Annotated in this window: 15 protein-coding genes; 9 read left to right on the top strand and 6 right to left on the bottom strand. The window is 67.5% G+C overall.

What is annotated here, in order from left to right; all coding sequences use genetic code 11:
- Nucleotides 1-215: 215 nt before the first annotated feature.
- The 4 genes from O3684_RS06960 to gatC form a co-directional block, all read right to left on the bottom strand.
- Nucleotides 216-1,643, bottom strand: a complete 1,428-nt coding sequence (locus O3684_RS06960; RefSeq protein WP_500065911.1) for an NAD-dependent malic enzyme — start codon at nt 1,641-1,643, stop codon at nt 216-218.
- A gap of 276 nt (nt 1,644-1,919) precedes the next feature.
- The gene (gene gatB, locus O3684_RS06955; protein WP_500065910.1) at nt 1,920-3,416 is read right to left on the bottom strand and encodes an Asp-tRNA(Asn)/Glu-tRNA(Gln) amidotransferase subunit GatB; all 1,497 of its coding nucleotides are present in this window, start codon (nt 3,414-3,416) and stop codon (nt 1,920-1,922) included.
- Entirely contained in the window at nt 3,416-4,921 is a 1,506-nt protein-coding gene (gene gatA / locus O3684_RS06950) for an Asp-tRNA(Asn)/Glu-tRNA(Gln) amidotransferase subunit GatA (RefSeq protein ID WP_500065908.1), read from the bottom strand. Before gatA ends, gatB begins: the two co-directional genes overlap by 1 nt.
- Nucleotides 4,921-5,217 carry an Asp-tRNA(Asn)/Glu-tRNA(Gln) amidotransferase subunit GatC gene (gene gatC / locus O3684_RS06945; protein ID WP_016460038.1) on the bottom strand — a complete coding sequence of 99 codons (297 nt, stop codon included), beginning with the start codon at nt 5,215-5,217 and terminating at the stop codon, nt 4,921-4,923. The genes gatA and gatC overlap by 1 nt, the downstream gene beginning before the upstream one ends.
- An 18-nt stretch (nt 5,218-5,235) precedes the next feature.
- On the opposite strand from gatC, the gene O3684_RS06940 reads away from it, so the two are divergent.
- Nucleotides 5,236-6,501 (top strand): phospholipase D-like domain-containing protein, encoded by a 1,266-nt coding sequence (locus O3684_RS06940; RefSeq protein WP_500065906.1) that lies wholly within the window; start codon nt 5,236-5,238, stop codon nt 6,499-6,501.
- A 12-nt stretch (nt 6,502-6,513) separates the two neighbouring features.
- On the opposite strand, the gene ligA is transcribed toward O3684_RS06940, so the two are convergent.
- On the bottom strand, nt 6,514-8,847 hold the full coding sequence (gene ligA / locus O3684_RS06935) for an NAD-dependent DNA ligase LigA (protein ID WP_500065904.1): 2,334 nt from the start codon (nt 8,845-8,847) through the stop codon (nt 6,514-6,516).
- Nucleotides 8,848-9,022: 175 nt separating this feature from the next.
- Here ligA and O3684_RS06930 point away from each other — a divergent pair, with 175 nt between their 5' ends.
- On the top strand, nt 9,023-12,058 hold the full coding sequence (locus O3684_RS06930; RefSeq protein ID WP_500065903.1) for an FtsK/SpoIIIE domain-containing protein: 3,036 nt from the start codon (nt 9,023-9,025) through the stop codon (nt 12,056-12,058).
- Between the two features lie 155 nt (nt 12,059-12,213).
- Nucleotides 12,214-12,465: a WhiB family transcriptional regulator gene (locus tag O3684_RS06925; RefSeq protein ID WP_500063674.1), complete on the top strand. Its 252-nt coding sequence runs from the start codon at nt 12,214-12,216 to the stop codon at nt 12,463-12,465.
- A 107-nt stretch (nt 12,466-12,572) separates the two neighbouring features.
- Here the strand turns inward: O3684_RS06925 and O3684_RS06920 are convergent, their stop codons facing one another.
- A complete protein-coding gene (locus tag O3684_RS06920; RefSeq protein ID WP_016460043.1) occupies nt 12,573-14,033 on the bottom strand; it encodes a sensor histidine kinase in 1,461 nt (486 codons plus the stop codon).
- 97 nt (nt 14,034-14,130) lie between these two features.
- Between O3684_RS06920 and O3684_RS06915 the strand changes: the two genes are divergently transcribed.
- The 6 genes from O3684_RS06915 (at nt 14,131) to fumC (ending at nt 19,385) form a co-directional block, all read left to right on the top strand.
- Nucleotides 14,131-14,613, top strand: a complete 483-nt coding sequence (locus O3684_RS06915) for a DUF2505 domain-containing protein (RefSeq protein ID WP_500065901.1) — start codon at nt 14,131-14,133, stop codon at nt 14,611-14,613.
- 86 nt (nt 14,614-14,699) lie between these two features.
- Complete coding sequence (locus O3684_RS06910; protein ID WP_500065899.1) at nt 14,700-15,125, top strand: OsmC family protein; 426 nt, start codon at nt 14,700-14,702, stop codon at nt 15,123-15,125.
- Between the two features lies 1 nt (nt 15,126).
- The gene (locus tag O3684_RS06905; protein WP_500063672.1) at nt 15,127-15,930 is read left to right on the top strand and encodes a thymidylate synthase; all 804 of its coding nucleotides are present in this window, start codon (nt 15,127-15,129) and stop codon (nt 15,928-15,930) included.
- Nucleotides 15,927-16,460 (top strand): dihydrofolate reductase, encoded by a 534-nt coding sequence (locus tag O3684_RS06900; RefSeq protein ID WP_500065897.1) that lies wholly within the window; start codon nt 15,927-15,929, stop codon nt 16,458-16,460. The genes O3684_RS06905 and O3684_RS06900 overlap by 4 nt, the downstream gene beginning before the upstream one ends.
- A 72-nt stretch (nt 16,461-16,532) precedes the next feature.
- Nucleotides 16,533-17,882 carry an MFS transporter gene (locus O3684_RS06895; RefSeq protein WP_500065895.1) on the top strand — a complete coding sequence of 450 codons (1,350 nt, stop codon included), beginning with the start codon at nt 16,533-16,535 and terminating at the stop codon, nt 17,880-17,882.
- A 93-nt stretch (nt 17,883-17,975) separates the two neighbouring features.
- Nucleotides 17,976-19,385, top strand: a complete 1,410-nt coding sequence (gene fumC, locus O3684_RS06890) for a class II fumarate hydratase (RefSeq protein WP_500065893.1) — start codon at nt 17,976-17,978, stop codon at nt 19,383-19,385.
- Nucleotides 19,386-19,505 lie beyond the last annotated feature (120 nt).

The raw sequence follows: 19,505 nt of genomic DNA, 5'->3' as shown, positions 1-19,505 counted from the left end.
CACAAGCTCGCGGCGACAGGTGAATAATCTACTCACCCCCACACCCAAAGTCAAACCAAAACACCGTGACCCCCACCACACACCCCACAAACCCAACAAACACAACGAAAAGTCCCCTTTAATTCACCTTGCACTCCCCCACCCCGACAACAAAAAGGCGGGCCCGATCGCGCCTCAGAAGCGCGATCGGGCCCGCAAAACAGCCGAAATGACTCTCAGTTCACATCCATGTCGGGCTGAACAGGGATATCCACGGTCGGAAGGTCGCGCACGGCGCGACGCACGGCCTTGGAGACGGCGGGGGCGACCCGCTTATCGAAGGCACCGGGGATGATGTAGGACGGGCTGAGCTCGTCATCGGAGATCACCGACGCGATAGCGACGGCAGCGACGCGCAGGACCTCGGTCGTAATCTCCTTGACCTTCGCATCGAGGAGACCGCGGAACAGGCCGGGGAAGGCCAGCACGTTGTTGATCTGGTTCGGGTAGTCGCTTCGTCCGGTCGCAACGACGGCCGCGTACTTGCCGGCACCGATCGGGTCGACCTCAGGCGTGGGGTTCGCCAGGGCGAAGACGATCGCGTCGTCTGCCATGGTCTCGATGTCGGAGGGCTCGAGGATGTTGCCGGAGGAGACGCCGATGAAGACGTCGGCACCCTTGAGGACCTCTTTGAGGGAGCCGTGGACGTGGCGGGGGTTCGTCGCCTCGGCCAGGGCCTTACGCGAGGGGTGCATGCCCTCGGTGGCGTCGCCCGACAGCGCGCCATCGCGGCCGCAGCCGATGATGTCGCGCGCGCCCTGGGCCAGCAGCAGTCGGATGATCGCGTTACCGGCCGCACCGACGCCGGAGACGACGATACGCACGTCTTCGATCTTCTTGCCCACGATCTTCAGCGCATTAATAAGCGCGGAGAGCACCACGATCGCGGTTCCGTGCTGGTCGTCGTGGAAGACGGGGATGTCGAGCTCGGCACGCAGGCGCTCCTCGATCTCGAAGCAGCGCGGCGCGGAAATGTCCTCCAGGTTGATACCGCCGTACGCCGGGGCGATGGCCTTCACGATCGAGATGATCTCTTCGGTGTCCTTGGTGTCCAGGACGACGGGCCAGGCGTCGACGCCGCCGAACTCCTTGAACAGGACGGCCTTGCCCTCCATGACGGGCAGGGCGGCCTCGGGGCCGATGTCGCCCAGGCCGAGCACCGCGGTGCCGTCGGAGACGACCGCGACCGTGTTGGCCTTCATGGTCAGCAGGTGGGCCTTCTGGGGCATGTCGTGGATGGCGGTGCACACGCGGGCAACGCCAGGCGTGTAGGCGCGCGAGAGGTCGTCACGGTTACGCAGGGGCACCTTGGAGTGGATTTCCACCTTGCCGCCGATGTGGCTCATGAAGGTCTGGTCGGCGACCGAGTCGGAGGCCACGCCGGGCAGCGCGTTAATGGCGTCGCGAACCTCGCGACGGTGCTCAGAATCGCGCATGTCGCACGTCAGGTCGATGATGATGCGCCCGCGGTCGGAATCGGCCACGTCGAGGCCCTTGATCTCCGCTCCAGTCGAAGAGACTGCGTCAACAATGGACGCGATGGAAGTCGTCTTCTCGTCCACCTCAATGCGGTAGGAGGCGGTGTACGACGGCGATGTGCGCATATCTGTCCTTTCGTTGGGCGCCCGGCCACAGGCGGTCAGGCTGTCCTCACGCGCTCATCCTAAGTACCTTTGCACGCCTGCCGGTAGGGGGAGGCCACAACGTGGACACGCGCGCATAATCAGGGACGAGGCCGGGGTTCCTCCTTGGGCACGCACGCACGAGGCCCGGGCGCGCTCGCCGGATGCCGTGCACGAAGCGGTACGCGCAGTCCCAACATGGCGAACGGGGTCGGGATCGCAATCGATCCCGGCCCCGTTCGCTCGCGAGGATGAACCTCAGGCGCCAACCATCTCCATGATCAGCTCGCGCACGCGGGCGGCGTCAGCCTGCCCGCGGGTGGCCTTCATGACCGCGCCGACGAGGGCGCCGGCCGCCTGGACCTTGCCGCCCTTGATCTTCTCGACGATGTCGGGGTGGGCGTCCAGGGCCTCCTGGACGGCCGCCGTCAGAGCGCCGTCGTCGGAGACGACCTCGAGGCCTCGGGCCTCGACGACCTGCGTCGGGTCGCCTTCGCCCGCGAGGACACCCTCGAGGGCCTGGCGCGCCAGCTTGTCGTTGATGCGGCCAGAGTCGATGAGACCCTGGAGCTGCGCGACCTGAGCGGGGCTGACCCCGGCCTCGTCCAGGGAGACCTCGCGTTCCTTGGCGCGACGCGAGATCTCGCCCATCCACCACTTGCGGGCGGAGGCGGGATCGCAGCCAGCGGCGACCGTGGCCTCGATGAGCTCGAGGGCGCCGGCGTTGATGACGTCGCGCATCTCCATGTCCGCGTAGCCCCACTCGGTGCGCAGGCGGCGGCGCTTGGCGACGGGCAGCTCGGGCAGCGAGGCGCGCAGTTCCTCCACCCATTCGCGATCCGGGCGGATCGGCACCAGGTCGGGTTCGGGGAAGTAGCGGTAGTCCTCGGAATCCGACTTCTCACGGCCGGACGACGTCGAGCCATCCTCCTCGTGGTAGTGGCGGGTCTCCTGCAGGATCGTGCCGCCGTCGGCCAGGATCTGGGCCTGACGCTGCATCTCGTAGCGCACGGCCGAGGCGATGCCGCGGAAGGAGTTCACGTTCTTCGTCTCGGTGCGCGTACCCAGCGGGGACTCGGGCGTTGGGCGCAGCGACACGTTGATGTCGGCGCGCACGTTGCCGCGCTCCATGCGGGCCTCCGACACGTCGAGGGCACGGAAAATGTCGCGCAGGGCCTGCACGTAGGCAGCGGCCACCTCGGGCGCACGCTCGCCGGCACCCTCGATCGGACGGGTCACGATCTCCACGAGCGGCACGCCCGCACGGTTGTAGTCCACGAGCGAGTGGTCCGCGCCCTGGATACGGCCGTCAGCGCCACCGATGTGCGTGTTCTTGCCCGCGTCCTCCTCCATGTGCGCGCGCTCGATCTGCACGCGGAACATGGTGCCGTCCTCGAGCTCAACATCGACGTAGCCGTCGTGTGCGATCGGCTCGTCGGACTGAGAGGTCTGGAAGGCCTTAGTCAGGTCCGGGTAGAAGTAGTTCTTACGCGCGAACCGGCAGTACTCCGCGATCTCGCAGTTCAGGGCCAGGCCGATCTTGATCGCGTACTCGACGGCCTTGTGGTTGACGACCGGCAGCGAGCCGGGCAGACCCAGCGACACGGGGGTCACGTAGGTGTTCGGGTCGCCGCCGAACGCGTTGGGGGCGGCATCAAACATCTTGGTTGCGGTGCCCAGCTCGACGTGCACCTCAATACCGAGAACCGGGTCAAAGCGGCGGGCCGCCTCGTCGTAATCCATGAGCTCAGTCATCACTTTTCCTCCCAGTTAGCTGCGGGGCACTGACCCGCGACGTCGTCGCTGAGCGCCTCCACCAGGGACGCCACCTTGTACATGACCAGGTCGCCGCGCGCGGGGGCCAGCACCTGGAAGCCGATGGGCAGGCCCTCGGAAGACACCGCGTTCGGCACGTTCACGCCGGGGATGCCCGCCAAGTTCGCGGGGATCGTGGCGACGTCGTAGAGGTACATGGCCAGCGGGTCGGAGGTCTTCTCGCCGAACTTGAAGGCCGTCTCGGGGGCCGTCGGCGACACGAGGACGTCAACCTGCTCGAACACCGCGTCGAAGTCGCGCTGGATGAGCGTGCGGACCTTCTGCGCGCTGCCGTAGTAGGCGTCGTAGTAGCCGGCCGAGAGCACGTGCGTGCCCAGGATGATGCGGCGCTTGACCTCGTCGCCGAAGCCGGCCTCGCGGGTGGCGGCCATGACGCGCTCGGCGGTCACGGGACCCTCGGTGGGCTCGACGCGGATGCCGTAGCGCATGCCATCGAAGCGGGCCAGGTTCGAGGAGACCTCTGCGGGCATGATCAGGTAGTAGGCGCCCAGCGAGTATTCCAGGTGCGGGCAGGAGACCTCGACGATCTGCGCGCCGGCCTCGCGCAGCTTCTCGACGGTGGCGTTGAAGGCGTCGATGACGTCCTGCTGGTAGCCCTCGCCGCTCAGCTCCTTGACGACGCCGACCTTCAGGCCCTTCATGGAACCCTGCGCGGCCACGGTTTCGACGGCCTGCGTGAGCGCGGGAACCGGCTCGTTCAGGGAGGTCGAGTCGTGGGGGTCGTAGCCGCCGATCAGCTCGGTCAGTGCGGCCGCGTCGGCGACCGTGCGGGTGACGGGGCCGATCTGGTCCAGGGACGAGGCCATGGCCACCAGGCCGTAACGCGACACCGCGCCGTAGGTGGGCTTCGCGCCGACCGTGCCGGTCACGAACGCGGGCTGGCGGATCGAGCCACCCGTGTCGGAACCGAGCGCGAAGGGCACCATGTAGGCCGCAACAGCCGCTGCCGAGCCACCGCCGGAGCCGCCGGGGATACGCTCGGTGTCCCACGGGTTCTTCGTCGTACCGAACGCGGAGTGCTCGGTGGACGAACCCATGGCGAACTCGTCCATGTTGGTCTTGCCGACGATGGGCAGGCCGGCTTCCTTGATCTTGGTGGTGACGGTCGCGTCGTAGGGAGGCTCCCAGTCGCCCAGGATCTTCGAGGCGCAGGTGGTGCGCAGGCCGCGCGTCACCACGTTGTCCTTGACGGCGATCGGCACGCCCGCCAGGCGGTGCAGGGTCTCCCCCGCCGCGCGGCGCGCGTCCACGTCGGCCGCGGTCGCCAGGGCACCCTCGCGGTCGACGGTGATGAAGGCGTTGACGCGATCATCAATGGCGTCGATGCGGTCCAGGCACGCCTGGGTCAGCTCGACGGAGGTGATCTGGCCGGCGGCCAGCATGTCCGCCAGCTCCAGGGCGCTCTTCTTCAGCAGCTCGTTCATCAGTCCTCCCCCAGAATCTGCGGAACCAGGAACTGGCCGTCCTGGGCGGCGGGCGCCTGAGCGAGCACCTCGTCGCGGTTCACGGTTTCGCCCACCACGTCCTCGCGCCACACGTTGGTCAGCGGAATCGGGTGGGAGGTGGCAGGCACCTCGGGGGTGGCGACCTCGGACACCTTGGAGACGGCGTCGGCGATCGCGTCGAGTTCACCCGCGAAACGCGTAATTTCCTCGTCGGTCAATGCGATATGGGCCAGGCCCGCGACGCGGGCGACCTCGTCAGTACTAATGCGTGACATGTGTGGCATCCTACCCGTATGGCCTTTTCACAGCGACGCCAACTCACCAGGCAGACGTGGTCGATCGTCAAAAAAGCGGGCATCGCCCTGCTCGCCGCCCAGGCGGCGGCGGTCGTCACCGTTCACGCGATTGACCGCATGCGCACCGCCCGTATCCCCGGTGGCGTGCACGGTTTCCCGACCCTGCCTCCCGCCGACACGCAGATCGGCGACACTGTGGCGCGCACGTACACGGAGGGACACTCCCTGTACGAGGACATGCTGGAGGCCATCGAAGGGGCAACGCATCACATTTATTTCGAGACCTTCATTTGGCGCTCGGACAGCTGGGGCCAGCGTTTCAAGGATGCGTTGATCGCCGCCGCGCAGCGCGGTGTCGAGGTCTTCTGCGTGTGGGATGGCTTCGGTGTCCTCAACCAGGATCCACGCTTCTACAAGTTCCCCGCGATGCCGAACCTGCACGTGCGCAAGTTCCCGACGCTGCGCTCGGGCTTCTTCACATTGAATATTCGCCGTACGGGCCAGGATCACCGCAAGATCCTCGTGGTCGACGGCGAGGTCGGCTTCGTCGGCGGCTACAACATCGGCGACCCATTCGCGAACGAGTGGCGCGACACCCACGTGCGCATCACGGGCGAGGCCGTGTGGGAGCTAGAGAACGGTTTCGTGGACTTCTGGAATCACTTCCGTCCCAAAACCAGCCCGGAGCTGCCTGATCAGGGTGCGCGCGCGTGGAGCGCGGACGTGACAGCGCAGTTCAATCTGCCCCACAATCTGCTCTACCCGATCCGCGGCATGTACATCGACGCGATCGAGCGGGCGACCGACCGCGTGCTCATCACGACGGCGTACTTCATCCCCGACCGCGAGGTCCTCTCCTCCCTGATCGCCGCTGCGCGCCGAGGCGTGCGCGTCCAAGTCTTGATCCCCGAGTATTCCAACCACATCCTGGCGGACTGGGTGGCGCGCCCCTACTACGGCGAGCTGCTGCGCGAAGGCGTGGAGATCTGGCTGTACCAGCACGCGATGGTCCACTCGAAGACGATGACGGTGGACGGACGCTGGTCGACGATCGGCACGGCGAACATCGACCGCCTCTCGATGCGAGGCAACTACGAGGTGTGCCTGCAGTTCTTCTCGCGCCCGCTCGCCGCGCGCATGGAGGAGATTTTCGCGAACGACCTGACGACGGCCCGCCGCCTGACGATCGACGAGTGGGAAAAGCGTTCAACGCTCACCCGCGTGGGCGAAGTGCTGCTGGGCCCCTTGGAGCCCCTCGTCTGAGCCCCGGCCTCGTTACAGGCCGACGGCCGCCAGGCCTCCCTCGAGGAGGTCCGCGAACTGCTGCTCGGTAATGACGGGGACGCCCAAGGCCTCGGCCTTCGCGACCTTCGAACCCGCGCCCGGACCAGCGACCACGAGGGATGTCTTCTTCGAGACCGAGCCCGCCGCCTTGCCGCCGCGCGAGGTGATCGCTTCCTTGGCGCCCTCGCGGTCGTATCCGGGCATCGCGCCCGAGACCACGATGGTGAGGCCCGCAAGCACGTCCGAGGCCGGCTCGGGTGCTTCATCGGCCATGCGCACGCCCGCGCGCGCCCACGCCTCGAGCACCTCCAGGTGCCAGTCGACCGTGAACCAGTCGCGCAGGGAGCGACCGATCTCCTCGCCCACGCCCTCGACGGCAGAGAGCTCCTCGACCGAGGCGGCACGCAGGGCGTCCATCGAGCGGAAGGCGTCCGCGAGCGCACGGGCCGCCGTGGGGCCGACGTGGCGGATGGACAGAGCGACGAGGACGCGCGCGAGGGGCTGGCTCTTGGCCTTGTCCAGCTCGGCGAGCATTTTCTCGGTGCCCTTGGAGGCACTGGGCTCGATGGGCTCGAAAACGGTCTGGCCGCGCAGCTTGCGGGGCTTGTACGCCTTGGTCCAAAAGTAGCGGACCTGCTTCCAGTCGCCGGTCTCCTCGCCCTTCCTCTTGACGGGCTTCCACACCATGACATCGCGCAGGTCCTGCGCGCGCAGGTCGAAGAGCGCGGCCTCGGTGCGCAGGGCGGGTGCCTGCGGGGCAGGCAGGAGTTCTTCGGCTCGGGTGATCTGCTCGCCGTGGGGCAGCTCGCGGCCGCCCTCGAGCGTGAGGACAGTGCCGTCCTCCAGCGTGACGCTGTGGCCGGCGACCAGGGCGGCTGCCACCTCGTCACGGTCGTTTTCGGGCTGGGTCATGGCGAGCGCAGACTCGTCACCGAGGCCCTCCACGTCCAGGGCGCTGCGCGCGCCGACGTGGGCGAGGCGCTCGGTGATCTGCGCGGGGCACAAACCCTTGTTCGGGCAGCGCAGGTCGACGTCGCCTTCCTTCTCCTGCACGAGGGGTGTCCCGCAGGAGGGGCACTGCGTGGGCATGACGAAGGGGCGCTCGGAGCCGTTGCGTGCGTCCTCGACGGGGGCGACGATCTCGGGGATCACGTCACCGGCCTTGCGCAGGACGATGAGGTCGCCGATGAGGACTCCCTTTCGGGCGACCTCCTGGGCGTTGTGCAGGGTCGCACGCGCGACGTTCGAGCCCGCAACCAGCACGGATTCCATGACGCCGTAGGGGGTGACGCGGCCCGTGCGCCCCACCTGGACGCGGATGTCGAGCAGGCGCGTGTGTACCTCCTCGGGCGGGAACTTGTAGGCGGCCGCCCAGCGCGGGGTGCGTGAGGTCGAGCCGAGGGAGCGCTGCAGGGCCAGGTCGTTAACCTTAACGACGACGCCGTCGATCTCGTGTTCCAGATCATGGCGCTTTTCACCAAGCTCGGCAATGCGCTCTTCGATGGCCTTTCGACCCGTCAGCAGGCGCGTGTAGGGCGAGACGGGCAGGCCCCACTCGCGCAGCTGCTCGTACCAGCCCATCTGGGTGGTCGGCTCGGCGAAGTCCTCCCCGGCCTCGACGAAGCCGATGCCGTGGGCGACCATCGCGAGGGGGCGCTTGGCGGTCTCGGCGGGGTCCTTCTGGCGCAGGGAACCGGATGCCGCGTTGCGCGCGTTGACGAAGGTCTTTTCCCCGGCCTCGACGCGGGCCTCATTGAAGGCGGCGAAGTCGGCGACCGGGAAGTAGACCTCTCCACGCACCTCGATGCGCGTGGGCACGGTGCCACTCAGGGTCTGAGGAATCGACTTGATCGTCCGGGCGTTAGCGGTGACGTCTTCGCCGACGTAGCCGTCGCCTCGGGTCGCGGCGCGCACGAGACGGCCGTTCTCGTAGAGGAGATTAATCGAAAGGCCATCGACCTTGACCTCGGTCGTCATCTCCAGGTCAGAGATGCCGGTCGCCTCGGCCATGCGGGTCTCCCACCCGGCGAGCTCCTCGAGGGAGAAGACGTCGTCGAGGGACATCATCTGGGCGAGGTGGCGCACCTCGGCGAAACCGGAGTCGACGCTGCCGCCCACGCTCATCGTGGGCGAGTCGGCACCGCGCAACTGTGGGTAGCGCTCCTCGATCTCCTCGACCTCGCGGTACATGCGGTCGTAGTCTGCGTCCGCGAGGGTCGGCGAATCACGGTCGTAGTAGGCGGCGCGAGCCTCGTTGATGCGCTCAACGAGGTCGTTGTAGCGGTCGCGTGTCGTCTCGAACGTGGAGTCAGCCATGGGATCCATTCTTGCATTCCGGGAGGCTGGCGGACCGGTGGGCGAGGCCTTCCAACGGCGGAGGTGGTCATAGCCACACGGTCCAGCAAGGCGCTTATCCACAGGGCTTCGGGGCCGCGACCGGTTATCCACAGGGCGTGTCCTGGCGCTTGAATGCGCCCACAAGCGGCGGGATCGTTGGGTCATGAAAGATTCCGGTTGTCTCGCCCGCGCTGCCCTGCGCACCGACCTGCACCTCGCGTGCGTTCAGGGACCCGACGTTGGTGTCGTGGTGGCCCCCGGCACGGTCGGTCGCGCGGGCGATATGCCCCTGTCATGCGCGAGCGTGGCGCGCACACACGCAGTTTTCACCACGCGTGAGGGCCGCGCGTTCCTCGATGCCCGGCCGGATTCCCCTCCGTTTCGGCTGCGCACCCGCGCGCGCTGGTGGCGCAGTGCCCGCACCGCTCAGGGCCTGACCGCCGGGGCCCGCCTGCGCCTCGGCGACGACGTCTTCGAGGTCCGCGCGCGCCCGATGCGCTTGGCCTGGCCGGGCGTCGAACGACGAGGCCGGGGCACGCTCACGGGATCGTCCCTGCTCAGGGGCGCGCCCCTGGTTTCCGTCGTCGTCATGCTTGGTTTCATGGGGTGGCGACTGCGTGCGGCCGCGAGCGCTCCACGGCTGTGGATCGGTATCGCCTCGCTGGTGGCGGCCGTCGCCTGCGTCACCGCGACCATTCTCTGCTGGCGTGCGCGTCGGCGGCGCAGGAAAGGCTGGGACGGTGCCGCGCTCGCCCTGGTGCTCGCTGGACTACCGGAATCAGGATCCGCACCGAGGCTCGTGCGGGCGAGCGTGTGGCCGGGACGGGCCACAAGCCCCCGAAAACGCGTGCTCCTTTCGACGTCGTCGGATGAGCCGGGGCGCTCCGCGCTCGGTATCGCGGGTGCCCATGCGACCCAGTGTGCCCTGTGGTGCGCGGGGCAGATAGCCGCGCAGGTGGGAGGTGCCCGAGTGTGGTGGAACAGCGCCTCCCCCGTCTTGCTGGGGCACGCGGGCGTGGACATCCACGTGAGTGCTGGCGAGTCGTGCCCGCACTGCACACAAGGCGCGGCAGATGACAGACCGACCGTGCACATCGGGTACGCATCCTCCGTCGCACACCTGCCGTCCTGGTGCGCGCAGGTGTGTGTCACCGACGATCTGCCGGTCGCGCCTCAGTGGTGGTGGACGGTCACCCGAGCGGATGCGCGCGACGCCCTCCCCTCGCGCGTGGGATGGGATCCAGACCATGCCCGAGGATCCTCCGGCGTCCTGAGCGTGCGGATCGGGATGTCGCAGTCCGGCCCCATCGAGCTGGATCTCGTCTCGGATGGCCCGCACGCTCTCGTCGCCGGTTGCACGGGTTCCGGGAAATCGGAGGCGCTGATCGGCTGGCTTGCCTCTATCGCGCACTGCTACAGCCCCGACAGGGTGCGCTTCGTCCTCATCGACTACAAGGGCGGATCGACATTCGCCCGTCTGCAGGCTCTCCCCCACACGCACGCGCTCCTCACCGATTTGGATCCCGGTGCGACGACGAGGGCTCTGACGGGTATCGCCGCCGAGCTACAGCGCCGCGAGGAGCAATTGCGCGCACGCGGGTTCCCCGACCTGGCTACGTGGGAGCGCGCCCACGAGGGCGACCCCTCCTCGGTCCCCGAGGCCCCTGCCCGCATCATCGTCGCCATTGACGAGTTCCGTTTCCTCGCGCAGGCTCATCCTTCCTCGATGGAGGTCCTGCTGCGGCTCGCCGCGCAGGGGCGCAGCCTGGGTCTCCACCTCATCGCGGCAACGCAGCGCCCGTCGGGGGCCGTGAGTGCGCAGATGCGCGCCAACATGGACATCCGCCTGTCCCTGCGCTGCGTGAGCGCCGCCGATTCGACCGACATCCTCGGGGACGCACGGGCCGCCTCGCTGCCCCGGGTTCCCGGGCGCGCCGTCCTCGACGGCGTCGGCGTCATCCAGCTGGCCTACATGGATAACGTCGCCTCCGTCGTCTCGCGCTGCGCGCTTTCGTGGCCGAATGGGAGTGCGGCTCCTCTGTGGGCACCCGAGCTGCCCGAGACCCTCACGTGGGACGAGGTTGATGCTGCAAGCGGATCCGTAACCGCGCTGACACACCAGCACCCAGGCCCCACCCCGGCGAATGCGGGGGTTCTCACCCTCGGCCTCGTCGAGGGGATCGAGGAGCATTCCCCCTTCGTGTGGGACGGCGGAAGCATCCAGATTCAGGCCAGCGCGCACGAGGCCAGCCTCGCCTCGCGGTGGGCCCTCGCCCTCGCGACGCGCATCGCGAGTCGGTGCGACTATCCCCTCCACGTGATCGGAGACGAGGGCGCTGCGGGCTGCGCGTCATTCCTGGCCTGCGACGACGTCTCCACCATCGACCTGCTGGAGGGCATCTGCGAGCACGGCCCAGCGGTCCTGGCTATCACCGACGCGGCCGCACTGCGCGCCTCCCTCACCCAGGCACTGTCAGCCCCGCAGGCGGATTCCCTCTGGGCCGCACTGCTGGGTGGGGCACGGCGAGCCGGCGTCATTATCGTCGCAGCCTACCCGGGGCGCTTCACCGCATCGAGTGCCACGATGGGCGCGTTTTCGACACGCCTCGTGCGCGCACGGGACGCGGACGAAGCACTCCATGCGGGCATCTCCCCCACCGACCTCCGCACACTCGGCCCTGGGCAGGCGCTGCTCGCACGGCCCGGAGAACGCACCCTACTCGCGTGCATACCCAGGACCGCGTGTGACCTGGAAGCTCATCCGGAACATGAGAGAAACAGCTGGCGCATCCCCAGCCCAGCAACTGTCTCGGCGCTGGTCAGAAATACGGATGCACCGGTCCTGATCGGCCCCACGTACGAGGTGCCGACATGGGATCACCCGCTGCCCTGGATCATCATCGGCAGACAGGAGGACGCGTCCATCCTCACAGCACTCCACGCGCATCTCGGATGGGCAGAAACGCCAACAATTTCTGACGTAATTCCTCAAGGAGCATGGACTCGTATCGCCAGATGGGATGGGCACAGAGTTCTCGCGATGAATCCCACGAACAATGTCATTCGCGCGTTAATTCAACACTGCCACGCATCCCCGCTCTCCGTCCTCGCGCGACGCTGGACCCCTTCATGCGGACTGATCTGCGAGGGTGATACCCTGACAACAGTCCAACTAACCGTTGGGTCAGTTAATACCTAAGTCCCATCTTATTCGGGCTCCGTGAGCAGCCGCATAGTGACGTTGTCATTTCGCTGTTGCCTCCCCCTTGCACGACTAAGATGACGAACGGACACTGACTAGAGAACAAGCGAAACATCCCGAGCGCATGGCAGTCGAGGAGCGAAAGACACATCATGGATTGGCGGAGTAAGGCAGCATGCCTGACAGTTGACCCGGAACTTTTCTTCCCCATCGGGAACACGGGTCCAGCCATCGCACAGGTCGCCGAGGCCAAGGCCGTATGCCGTGAGTGCGAGGTCGCGGGCATCTGCCTGCAGTGGGCTATCGATAACAACCAGGATGCCGGCGTCTGGGGCGGTATGAGCGAGGAAGAGCGCCGCGCGCTCAAGCGCCGCGCCGCACGCGCACGCCGCGCGGGCTGCTAACAGACCACCGCCGCCCCGCGGCGCACCAACGATCAAGGCCGGAGATCCACCATGGATCCCCGGCCTCGTTCATAGGTGAAACGTTGAGCCAGCCCGCGCGGACCCCGTCAGGCGGGGTCCAGGTTCGCGTGGAGCGTTACGAGCGTGCCACCGCCCTCACGCGGGGCCCACTCGATGGAGCCCTTGAGCTCGCCACGCACCATCTGATGGACGATCTGCGTGCCCAGGCCACTCATCGGCGTACCCGGCACGAAGCCCACGCCATTGTCTGCGACGGTCACCGTCATGGACGAGCCCAGGCGTTCGGCGCGCACCTCGATAAGGCCATCACGGTCCGCGAGGCCGTGCTCGACAGAGTTGGCGACCAGCTCGTTGAGGACGGTCGCCAGAGCCTGGGCCTGGTCGGCCTGAATGGTACCGAAGCTACCGGTCGTGATGACCTCAACGGCGTGGTCCGTCGAGGCGATCGCACCGGCCATGCGCACGATCGTGCGCGCGACCTCGTCGAAGTCCACCGACTCATCCACGTTCTGCGACAGGGCGGCGTGCACGGTCGCGATCGCCTGCACGCGGCGCTCGGCCTCGGCAAGCGCCACCTTGACAGCCTCCTCAGATGAGCGGCGCGACTGCAGGCGCAGCAGGGCGGACACGGTCTGCAGGTTGTTCTTCACGCGGTGGTGGATCTCGCGGATCGTCGCGTCCTTCGTCATCAGTTCCTGCTCGTGTCGGTGCACCTCGGACACGTCGCGCGTCAGGATGACGGCGCCCAGGCGCTTGCGCCCGTTGACGAGGGGCAGGGCGCGCATGCTGACGGTGGAGGCGCGCGCGGCGATCTCGACGCGCCAGGAGGCTCGGCCCATGACAACGACCGCCATGGATTCTTCGATGAGGGTCCCCTCGCCGATGACCTCGGTGATCTCCTGGGCGAGGACCTTGCCGGTCACGTGCGTGCGGATGCCGAGGCGGCGCAGACAGGACACAGCGTTAGGTGTCGCGTGCTGGACGCGCCCCTCCGCATCGAGCAGGAGGGCTCCGTCGAGGACGCGCGGGACACCGTGGGAGGTGACCTGCGGGGTCGAGTCGTAGGGGTATTCGCCGCGCGCCATCATCTGGCACAGGGTGTCGGCAGCCGCCACCGTCCATCCTTCAAAACCGAGGGAAAGGCGCGGGCTCGACAGGTTCGCCTCGCGGGTGACGACGGCGATGATGCGCCCGTCGTGGCACACGGGCACGCATGTTTCCATCATCGAGTAGGTGCCCGCCCAGCGCGCGGCCGTCGAGCGCACGACCTCCCCGGACTGCAGGGCGCGACGCAGATCGATTTCGCGGGCGGCGGGCAGGTGCAGGCCGATGATGTCGTCCACGTGGACGGTCGCGGAGGTGGCGGGGCGGCAGTGGGCGGCCGCGATGAAGCGCCCGTCGTCGGCGGGCAGCCACAAAACCAGGTCGGCGGCCGCCAGGTCAGCGAGCACCTGCCAGTCCGCGAGGAGGAGGTGCAGCCAATCGATATCCTGCTCCGACAACGGCGTCGAAGAGGCTTCTTCAGCTAACTGCATGAGACTACGCATGCATCTACTCTAAAGGGAGTGGGGCCGCGAAGGCGGACCTTCGTTGTAAATGAGCGCCGGGACACGCTTTGGCGCTGGTTATCACGTCAGGAGAGCCATGCAATTCACGCAGTCTATTTCTTACCCCGGTACGGTCGACGAGGTCGTCGCCATGTACCTGACCCCCGACTACCTGGAGCGACGCTTCGGCCAGTTCATGGTCGATGGCTCCTCCACCGTGTCGGTGGAGGACGAGCGCGTGTCCTTTGCGGGCACCGTGCGCCCCGAGCTGATCCCGGCGGCGGCCGCGCGCTTTGTCAAGTCCGATCTGCGCATCTCTTTCACCGAGGAGTGGACGACGAACGAGGCCGGGGCGACCTCGCGCACGTCCGCGACCGTGGACGGCGCGCCCGTGTCCGTCGAGGCCACGTCCACGCTGACCCCAACCGATGCGGGCTCAGCCCGCGAGGTGAGCGGCAACCTGTCGGTGCGCGTGCCCCTGCTGGGCGGACGCATCGAGAAGGAGGCGGTGGCCCGCGTGGGTCGCCTGACCGACAACGAGCAGGCGAGTGCCGCGCAGTGGTTGGAGGAGCATCGCTAAAGCTTTTTCTACGCTCTACGAGGAACCCCGCCCACCCAGCGCATGTTACTGGGCGGGCGGGGTCTTTTCGCGACACAATAGGTGCCATGAGTGATACCCCTAAATCTCTGTACATGCAGCGTACGGGCGTGCGTCAGTACGTCGCCCGCAACCAGGACGGCGCCGAGATCCGCATCGGTCACGGCCCCGGTCTCTTCTCCCCCGGCGACCTGCTCAAGCTCGCGATCGCGGGCTGCAACGCGATGAGCTCGGATGCCCGCATGGCGGCTCGCCTGGGCGACGATTTCGAGCAGTTCGTCGGCGTCTCCGCCGACTACGACCAGCAGAATGATCGTTTCACGCACGTGGACGTCGAGCTGGTCCAGGACATGTCGGCCCTGTCCGACGAGGAGATCGAGGATCTCAAGCGTCGCGCCGATGCCGCCATCAAGCGCAACTGCACGATCGAGCACTCGGTCGTCGACCAGGCGCTGCCGGCCTCGCACACGTGGACGAACGAGCGGATCGACTGACGTGAGCGCCGTCGACCGCCAGTACGAGGACCTGCTGGCGCGCATTATGCGCGAGGGCACCCCCAAGGGTGACCGCACCGGCACGGGCACGCGTTCCCTGTTCGGGGCGCAGCTGCGCTACGACCTGTCCAAGGGCTTCCCGCTGATCACGACGAAGCGCGTGCACCTCAAGTCGGTCGTCGGCGAACTCCTGTGGTTCCTGTCGGGGTCGTCGAACGTGTCCTGGCTCCAGGACAACGGGATCCGCATCTGGAACGAGTGGGCGGACGAGGACGGAGAGCTGGGCCCGGTGTACGGCGTCCAGTGGCGCTCGTGGAACGCGGGAGACGGCCGCCACATCGACCAGATTTCCCAGGTCCTCGAAACGCTCAAGACGAACCCGGATTCGCGCCGCATGGTGGTGTCCGCGTGGAACGTCGGCGACCTGCCCGAAATGGCGCTCGAGCCCTGCCACGCGTTCTTCCAGCTGTACGTGGCCGACGGCCGCCTGTCGCTGCAGCTCTACCAGCGCAGCGCGGACATGTTCCTGGGCGTGCCCTTCAACATCGCGTCCTACTCGCTGCTCACCCACATGTTCGCCCAGCAGGCGGGCCTTGAGGTCGGCGACTTCATTTGGACGGGCGGGGACTGCCACATCTACTCCAACCACACGGAGCAGGTGACCGAGCAGCTGAGCCGCGAGCCCTACCCGTTCCCGCGTCTAGAGCTCGCGAAGGCTCCCTCTATGTTTGAGTACTCCTTCGACGATATTTCGGTGACGGACTACCAGCATCACCCCACGATCAAGGCTCCGGTCGCCGTATGACGAAGCTCGCCGCGATTTGGGCGCAGGATAGCAACGGGATCATCGGGACGGGCACGGCCATGTCCTGGCATGTTCCCGCGGATTTCCGCCACTTTAAGACCTCCACGATGGGCTGCCCGATCATCATGGGCCGCCGCTCGTGGGAGGCCCTGGGTCGCGCACTGCCGGGTCGCACAAACATCGTGATCACCCGCACGCCCGGGTACGAGGCCGAGGGTGCGCTCGTCGTGTCCTCGATCGACGAGGCGCTGCAGATCGCGCGCGAGGAAACGGCGCGCACGGATGCCCCGTACATCTGGATCACGGGCGGGGCTCAGCTCTATGCGCAGACTCTCCCACTCTTGGACGAGGCCGTGGTCACCGACCTGGATCTGGACGTGGCCGCGAGCGCGCCCGAGGGTTCGACGTTCGTGTACGCGCCGCCGCTGGATCCGGCGCTATGGCGCAGGGACGAGGAACGCAGCGACGCCGAGTGGCGTGAGCGCTCGGGCGACGGACGCTGGAAGGTGAGCACCTGGGTGCAGCGCTAAGCGTTTTCCCGTTTCGATACCTGTCCGGCAAGGCCCCGCGCATCGCGCGGGGCCTTCGTCGTAGGATGCACTGTGCCCTCATCACCTTTGCTGACGAATCCGACGCTGCGCGCGCTCGTGGCGATCGCGCTGTTTACGTACACGGCGCAGAACATGCTCAACGTGTCGATCGCTCCCCTCTCGCGCGCCCTTGATCTGCCCGAGTGGATCGTGGGCGCGGCCGTGTCCTTGGCCGCCGCCGCGGTGACGGCGCTCAGCCAGTTCTGGGGGCGCCGCTCTATCGCCTGGGGACGCAGGCACGTCATCCTGTTGGCACTGTTCTTGGCGCTCACGGCGGGCACGCTCTTCTCGGCGGCTGTGTGGGCGAGGGCGGCCGGTTACATCGGCGCTTTCCTCGCGGCGGGCGCCATCATGGCGGCGCGCGGCCCCTTCTTCGGCGCGGCGGTCGCGGCGATCCCGCCGACGGGCCAGGCCCTCGTCGCCGAGGTGACACCCGACGAGGCCTCGCGCGTGCGCGGCACGTCCGCGTTCTCCGGCGCGATCAACCTGTCCGTCATGGTCGGTTCCCTCATGTCGTCGGCGCTGGGTGCGTGGTGGATTTTCGGCCCCGTGCACGCCACGCCGATTTTCGTCCTCATCGCGCTGGCCATCGCCCTCATCTGGCTGCCCCGCGACGGAGCATCCACCGGCCCGAGGAGGCGCCTGCCCCGCCTGACCGGTGAGGACGCGGAACCCGAGCAGGCGGCCCCGGCCTCGTCGACGGAACCGACGAAACCGACGGCAACGACCGTGGCGGATAACGCCAGCGCGGGGACCACGGACGGGGACCTGCCCCCGCGCGTGCGGTGGACCGACCGACGCATCGCCCCGTGGATCGCCTCGGTGTTCGGTATCTACTTCGCGAACGGCGTCGTTCAGATCACGATGGGATTCCTCGTCCAGGACCGCGGCGGACTCGACCCCGCGCCCGCAGTCTCGGTCACCGCGCTCATGCTGCTGGCCAACGCTGCCGGAGCGATGCTCATGCAGCTGATCGTCGTGCCTCGCCTGGGATGGAGCCCGCGCACGCTGCTGCGCACGGGCATGACGCTCGCCCTCGTGGCTCTCGCATGCCTAACGATCGCTCCGTCGCTGTGGGCGCTGGCTGCCTCGACGTTCGCGATGGGCGTCGCGTCGGGCATGGCGTCTCCCGGGTACTCGGCGGGCGCCTCCCTGGCTGTGAGCGCGCGCGAGCAGGGCGGCATCGCCGGCGTCATCAACGCGACCGGCGCGATCACGTGGATCGTCGCCCCCGTGAGCGCCACCGCCCTGTACGGATGGATGCCCCTGTCGCCCTTCGTGCTGGCGCTCTCACTCGTCGCGCTGTCGTGCGCGTGCGCCTGGTGGCTGCTGCACCGAGCACGCAGCGCGGATCGTAGCTGAGCTAGGAGGCGACTAGGACGAGTGCCCCACGCCTCAGTGCGCTTGCGGCGCTATCCTAGGAGGGTACGTAAGCCCTACGCGAAGGAGCCACCTGTGGCACAAGAAACCCGTACCGAAACCGACTCGATGGGAGCCGTTGAGGTCCCCGCGAACCGTTACTGGGGCGCTCAGACCGAGCGTTCGCTGCACAACTTCGACATTGGACGCAACACCTTCGTGTGGGGTCGCCCGATGGTGCGCGCCCTTGGCATCCTGAAGAAGTCCGCGGCCCTGGCCAACGCCGAGCTGGGCGAGCTGCCCGCCGACATCGCCGGCTACATCGCGCAGGCCGCCGACGAGGTCATCTCCGGCAAGCTTGACGACAACTTCCCGCTGGTCGTCTTCCAGACCGGTTCGGGCACGCAGTCGAACATGAACGCCAACGAGGTCATCTCCAACCGCGCCATCGAGCTCGCGGGCGGCACCATGGGCACCAAGTCCCCCGTGCACCCCAACGACCACGTGAACCGCGGCCAGTCCTCCAACGACACGTTCCCCACCGCCATGCACATCGCGGTCGTCTCCGAGCTGCACGACATGTACCCGCGCGTGCGCCAGCTGCGTGACACCCTGGACAAGAAGGCGAAGGAGTTCGACGACGTCATCATGGTGGGCCGCACCCACCTGCAGGACGCGACCCCGATCCGCCTGGGCCAGGTCATCTCCGGCTGGGTTGCTCAGATCGACTTCGCCCTCGACGGCATCGAGTACGCGGACACGCGTGCGCGCGAGCTGGCCATCGGCGGCACCGCCGTGGGCACCGGCCTGAACGCTCACCCGAAGTTCGGCGAGCTCACCGCCAAGAAGATCTCCGAGGAGACGGGCATCGAGTTCAAGCAGGCCGATAACCTGTTCGCCGCCCTTGGCGCGCATGACGCGCTGGTGCTGGTCTCGGGCGCGCTGCGCGTCCTGGCTGACGCCCTCATGAAGATCGCGAACGACGTGCGCTGGTACGCCTCCGGTCCGCGTAACGGCATCGGCGAGCTGATCATCCCCGAGAACGAGCCGGGCTCGTCCATCATGCCGGGCAAGGTCAACCCGACCCAGTGTGAGGCCATGACGATGGTCGCCACCCAGGTGTTCGGCAACGACGCGACGGTCGGCTTCGCCGGCTCGCAGGGCAACTTCCAGCTCAACGTCTTCAAGCCCGTCATGGCGTGGAACGTCCTGGAGTCCATCCGTCTGCTGAGTGACGCCTGCGTGTCCTTCGATACGCACTGCGCGTACGGCATCGAGCCCAACTACGAGAAGATCAAGCACAACCTGGACATCAACCTCATGCAGGTGACGGCCCTGAACCGCCACATCGGCTACGACAAGGCGTCGAAGATCGCGAAGAACGCGCATCACAAGGGCCTGTCGCTGCGCGAGTCCGCGCTCGAGCTCGGCTTCCTGACCGCCGAGGAGTTCGACGCGTGGGTCGTTCCCGCCGACATGACGCACCCCAGCGCCGCCGACGAGTGATCCGCTCGCCGCGCTGACGTTTCGGCCCCGGCCTCGTTTATTTTCGAGGTCGGGGCCGTTTGCACATACAGGTATCCGTGCGGCGGGTGCAGGTGCGCTTGATGCATGAGGTCAGTCCCG

Source organism: Pauljensenia sp. 20925_1_27, assembly GCF_041432835.1.
Taxonomy (GTDB): Bacteria; Actinomycetota; Actinomycetes; order Actinomycetales; family Actinomycetaceae; genus Pauljensenia.
Note: the sequence above shows the minus strand (reverse complement) of the source record. Positions and strands in the feature narration are given on the sequence as shown.

Bases quoted from the DNA above. Each gene is read 5' to 3' on its own strand.
- O3684_RS06910 (WP_500065899.1), top strand. From the start codon at position 14,700: ATGAGTGATACCCCTAAATCTCTGTACATGCAGCGTACGGGCGTGCGT.
- O3684_RS06940 (WP_500065906.1), top strand. From the start codon at position 5,236: ATGGCCTTTTCACAGCGACGCCAACTCACCAGGCAGACGTGGTCGATC.
- O3684_RS06915 (WP_500065901.1), top strand. From the start codon at position 14,131: ATGCAATTCACGCAGTCTATTTCTTACCCCGGTACGGTCGACGAGGTC.
- O3684_RS06960 (WP_500065911.1), bottom strand. From the start codon at position 1,643: ATGCGCACATCGCCGTCGTACACCGCCTCCTACCGCATTGAGGTGGAC.
- gatA (WP_500065908.1), bottom strand. From the start codon at position 4,921: ATGAACGAGCTGCTGAAGAAGAGCGCCCTGGAGCTGGCGGACATGCTG.
- ligA (WP_500065904.1), bottom strand. From the start codon at position 8,847: ATGGATCCCATGGCTGACTCCACGTTCGAGACGACACGCGACCGCTAC.
- gatB (WP_500065910.1), bottom strand. From the start codon at position 3,416: ATGACTGAGCTCATGGATTACGACGAGGCGGCCCGCCGCTTTGACCCG.
- O3684_RS06900 (WP_500065897.1), top strand. From the start codon at position 15,927: ATGACGAAGCTCGCCGCGATTTGGGCGCAGGATAGCAACGGGATCATC.
- O3684_RS06920 (WP_016460043.1), bottom strand. From the start codon at position 14,033: ATGCGTAGTCTCATGCAGTTAGCTGAAGAAGCCTCTTCGACGCCGTTG.
- O3684_RS06930 (WP_500065903.1), top strand. From the start codon at position 9,023: ATGAAAGATTCCGGTTGTCTCGCCCGCGCTGCCCTGCGCACCGACCTG.
- gatC (WP_016460038.1), bottom strand. From the start codon at position 5,217: ATGTCACGCATTAGTACTGACGAGGTCGCCCGCGTCGCGGGCCTGGCC.
- O3684_RS06925 (WP_500063674.1), top strand. From the start codon at position 12,214: ATGGATTGGCGGAGTAAGGCAGCATGCCTGACAGTTGACCCGGAACTT.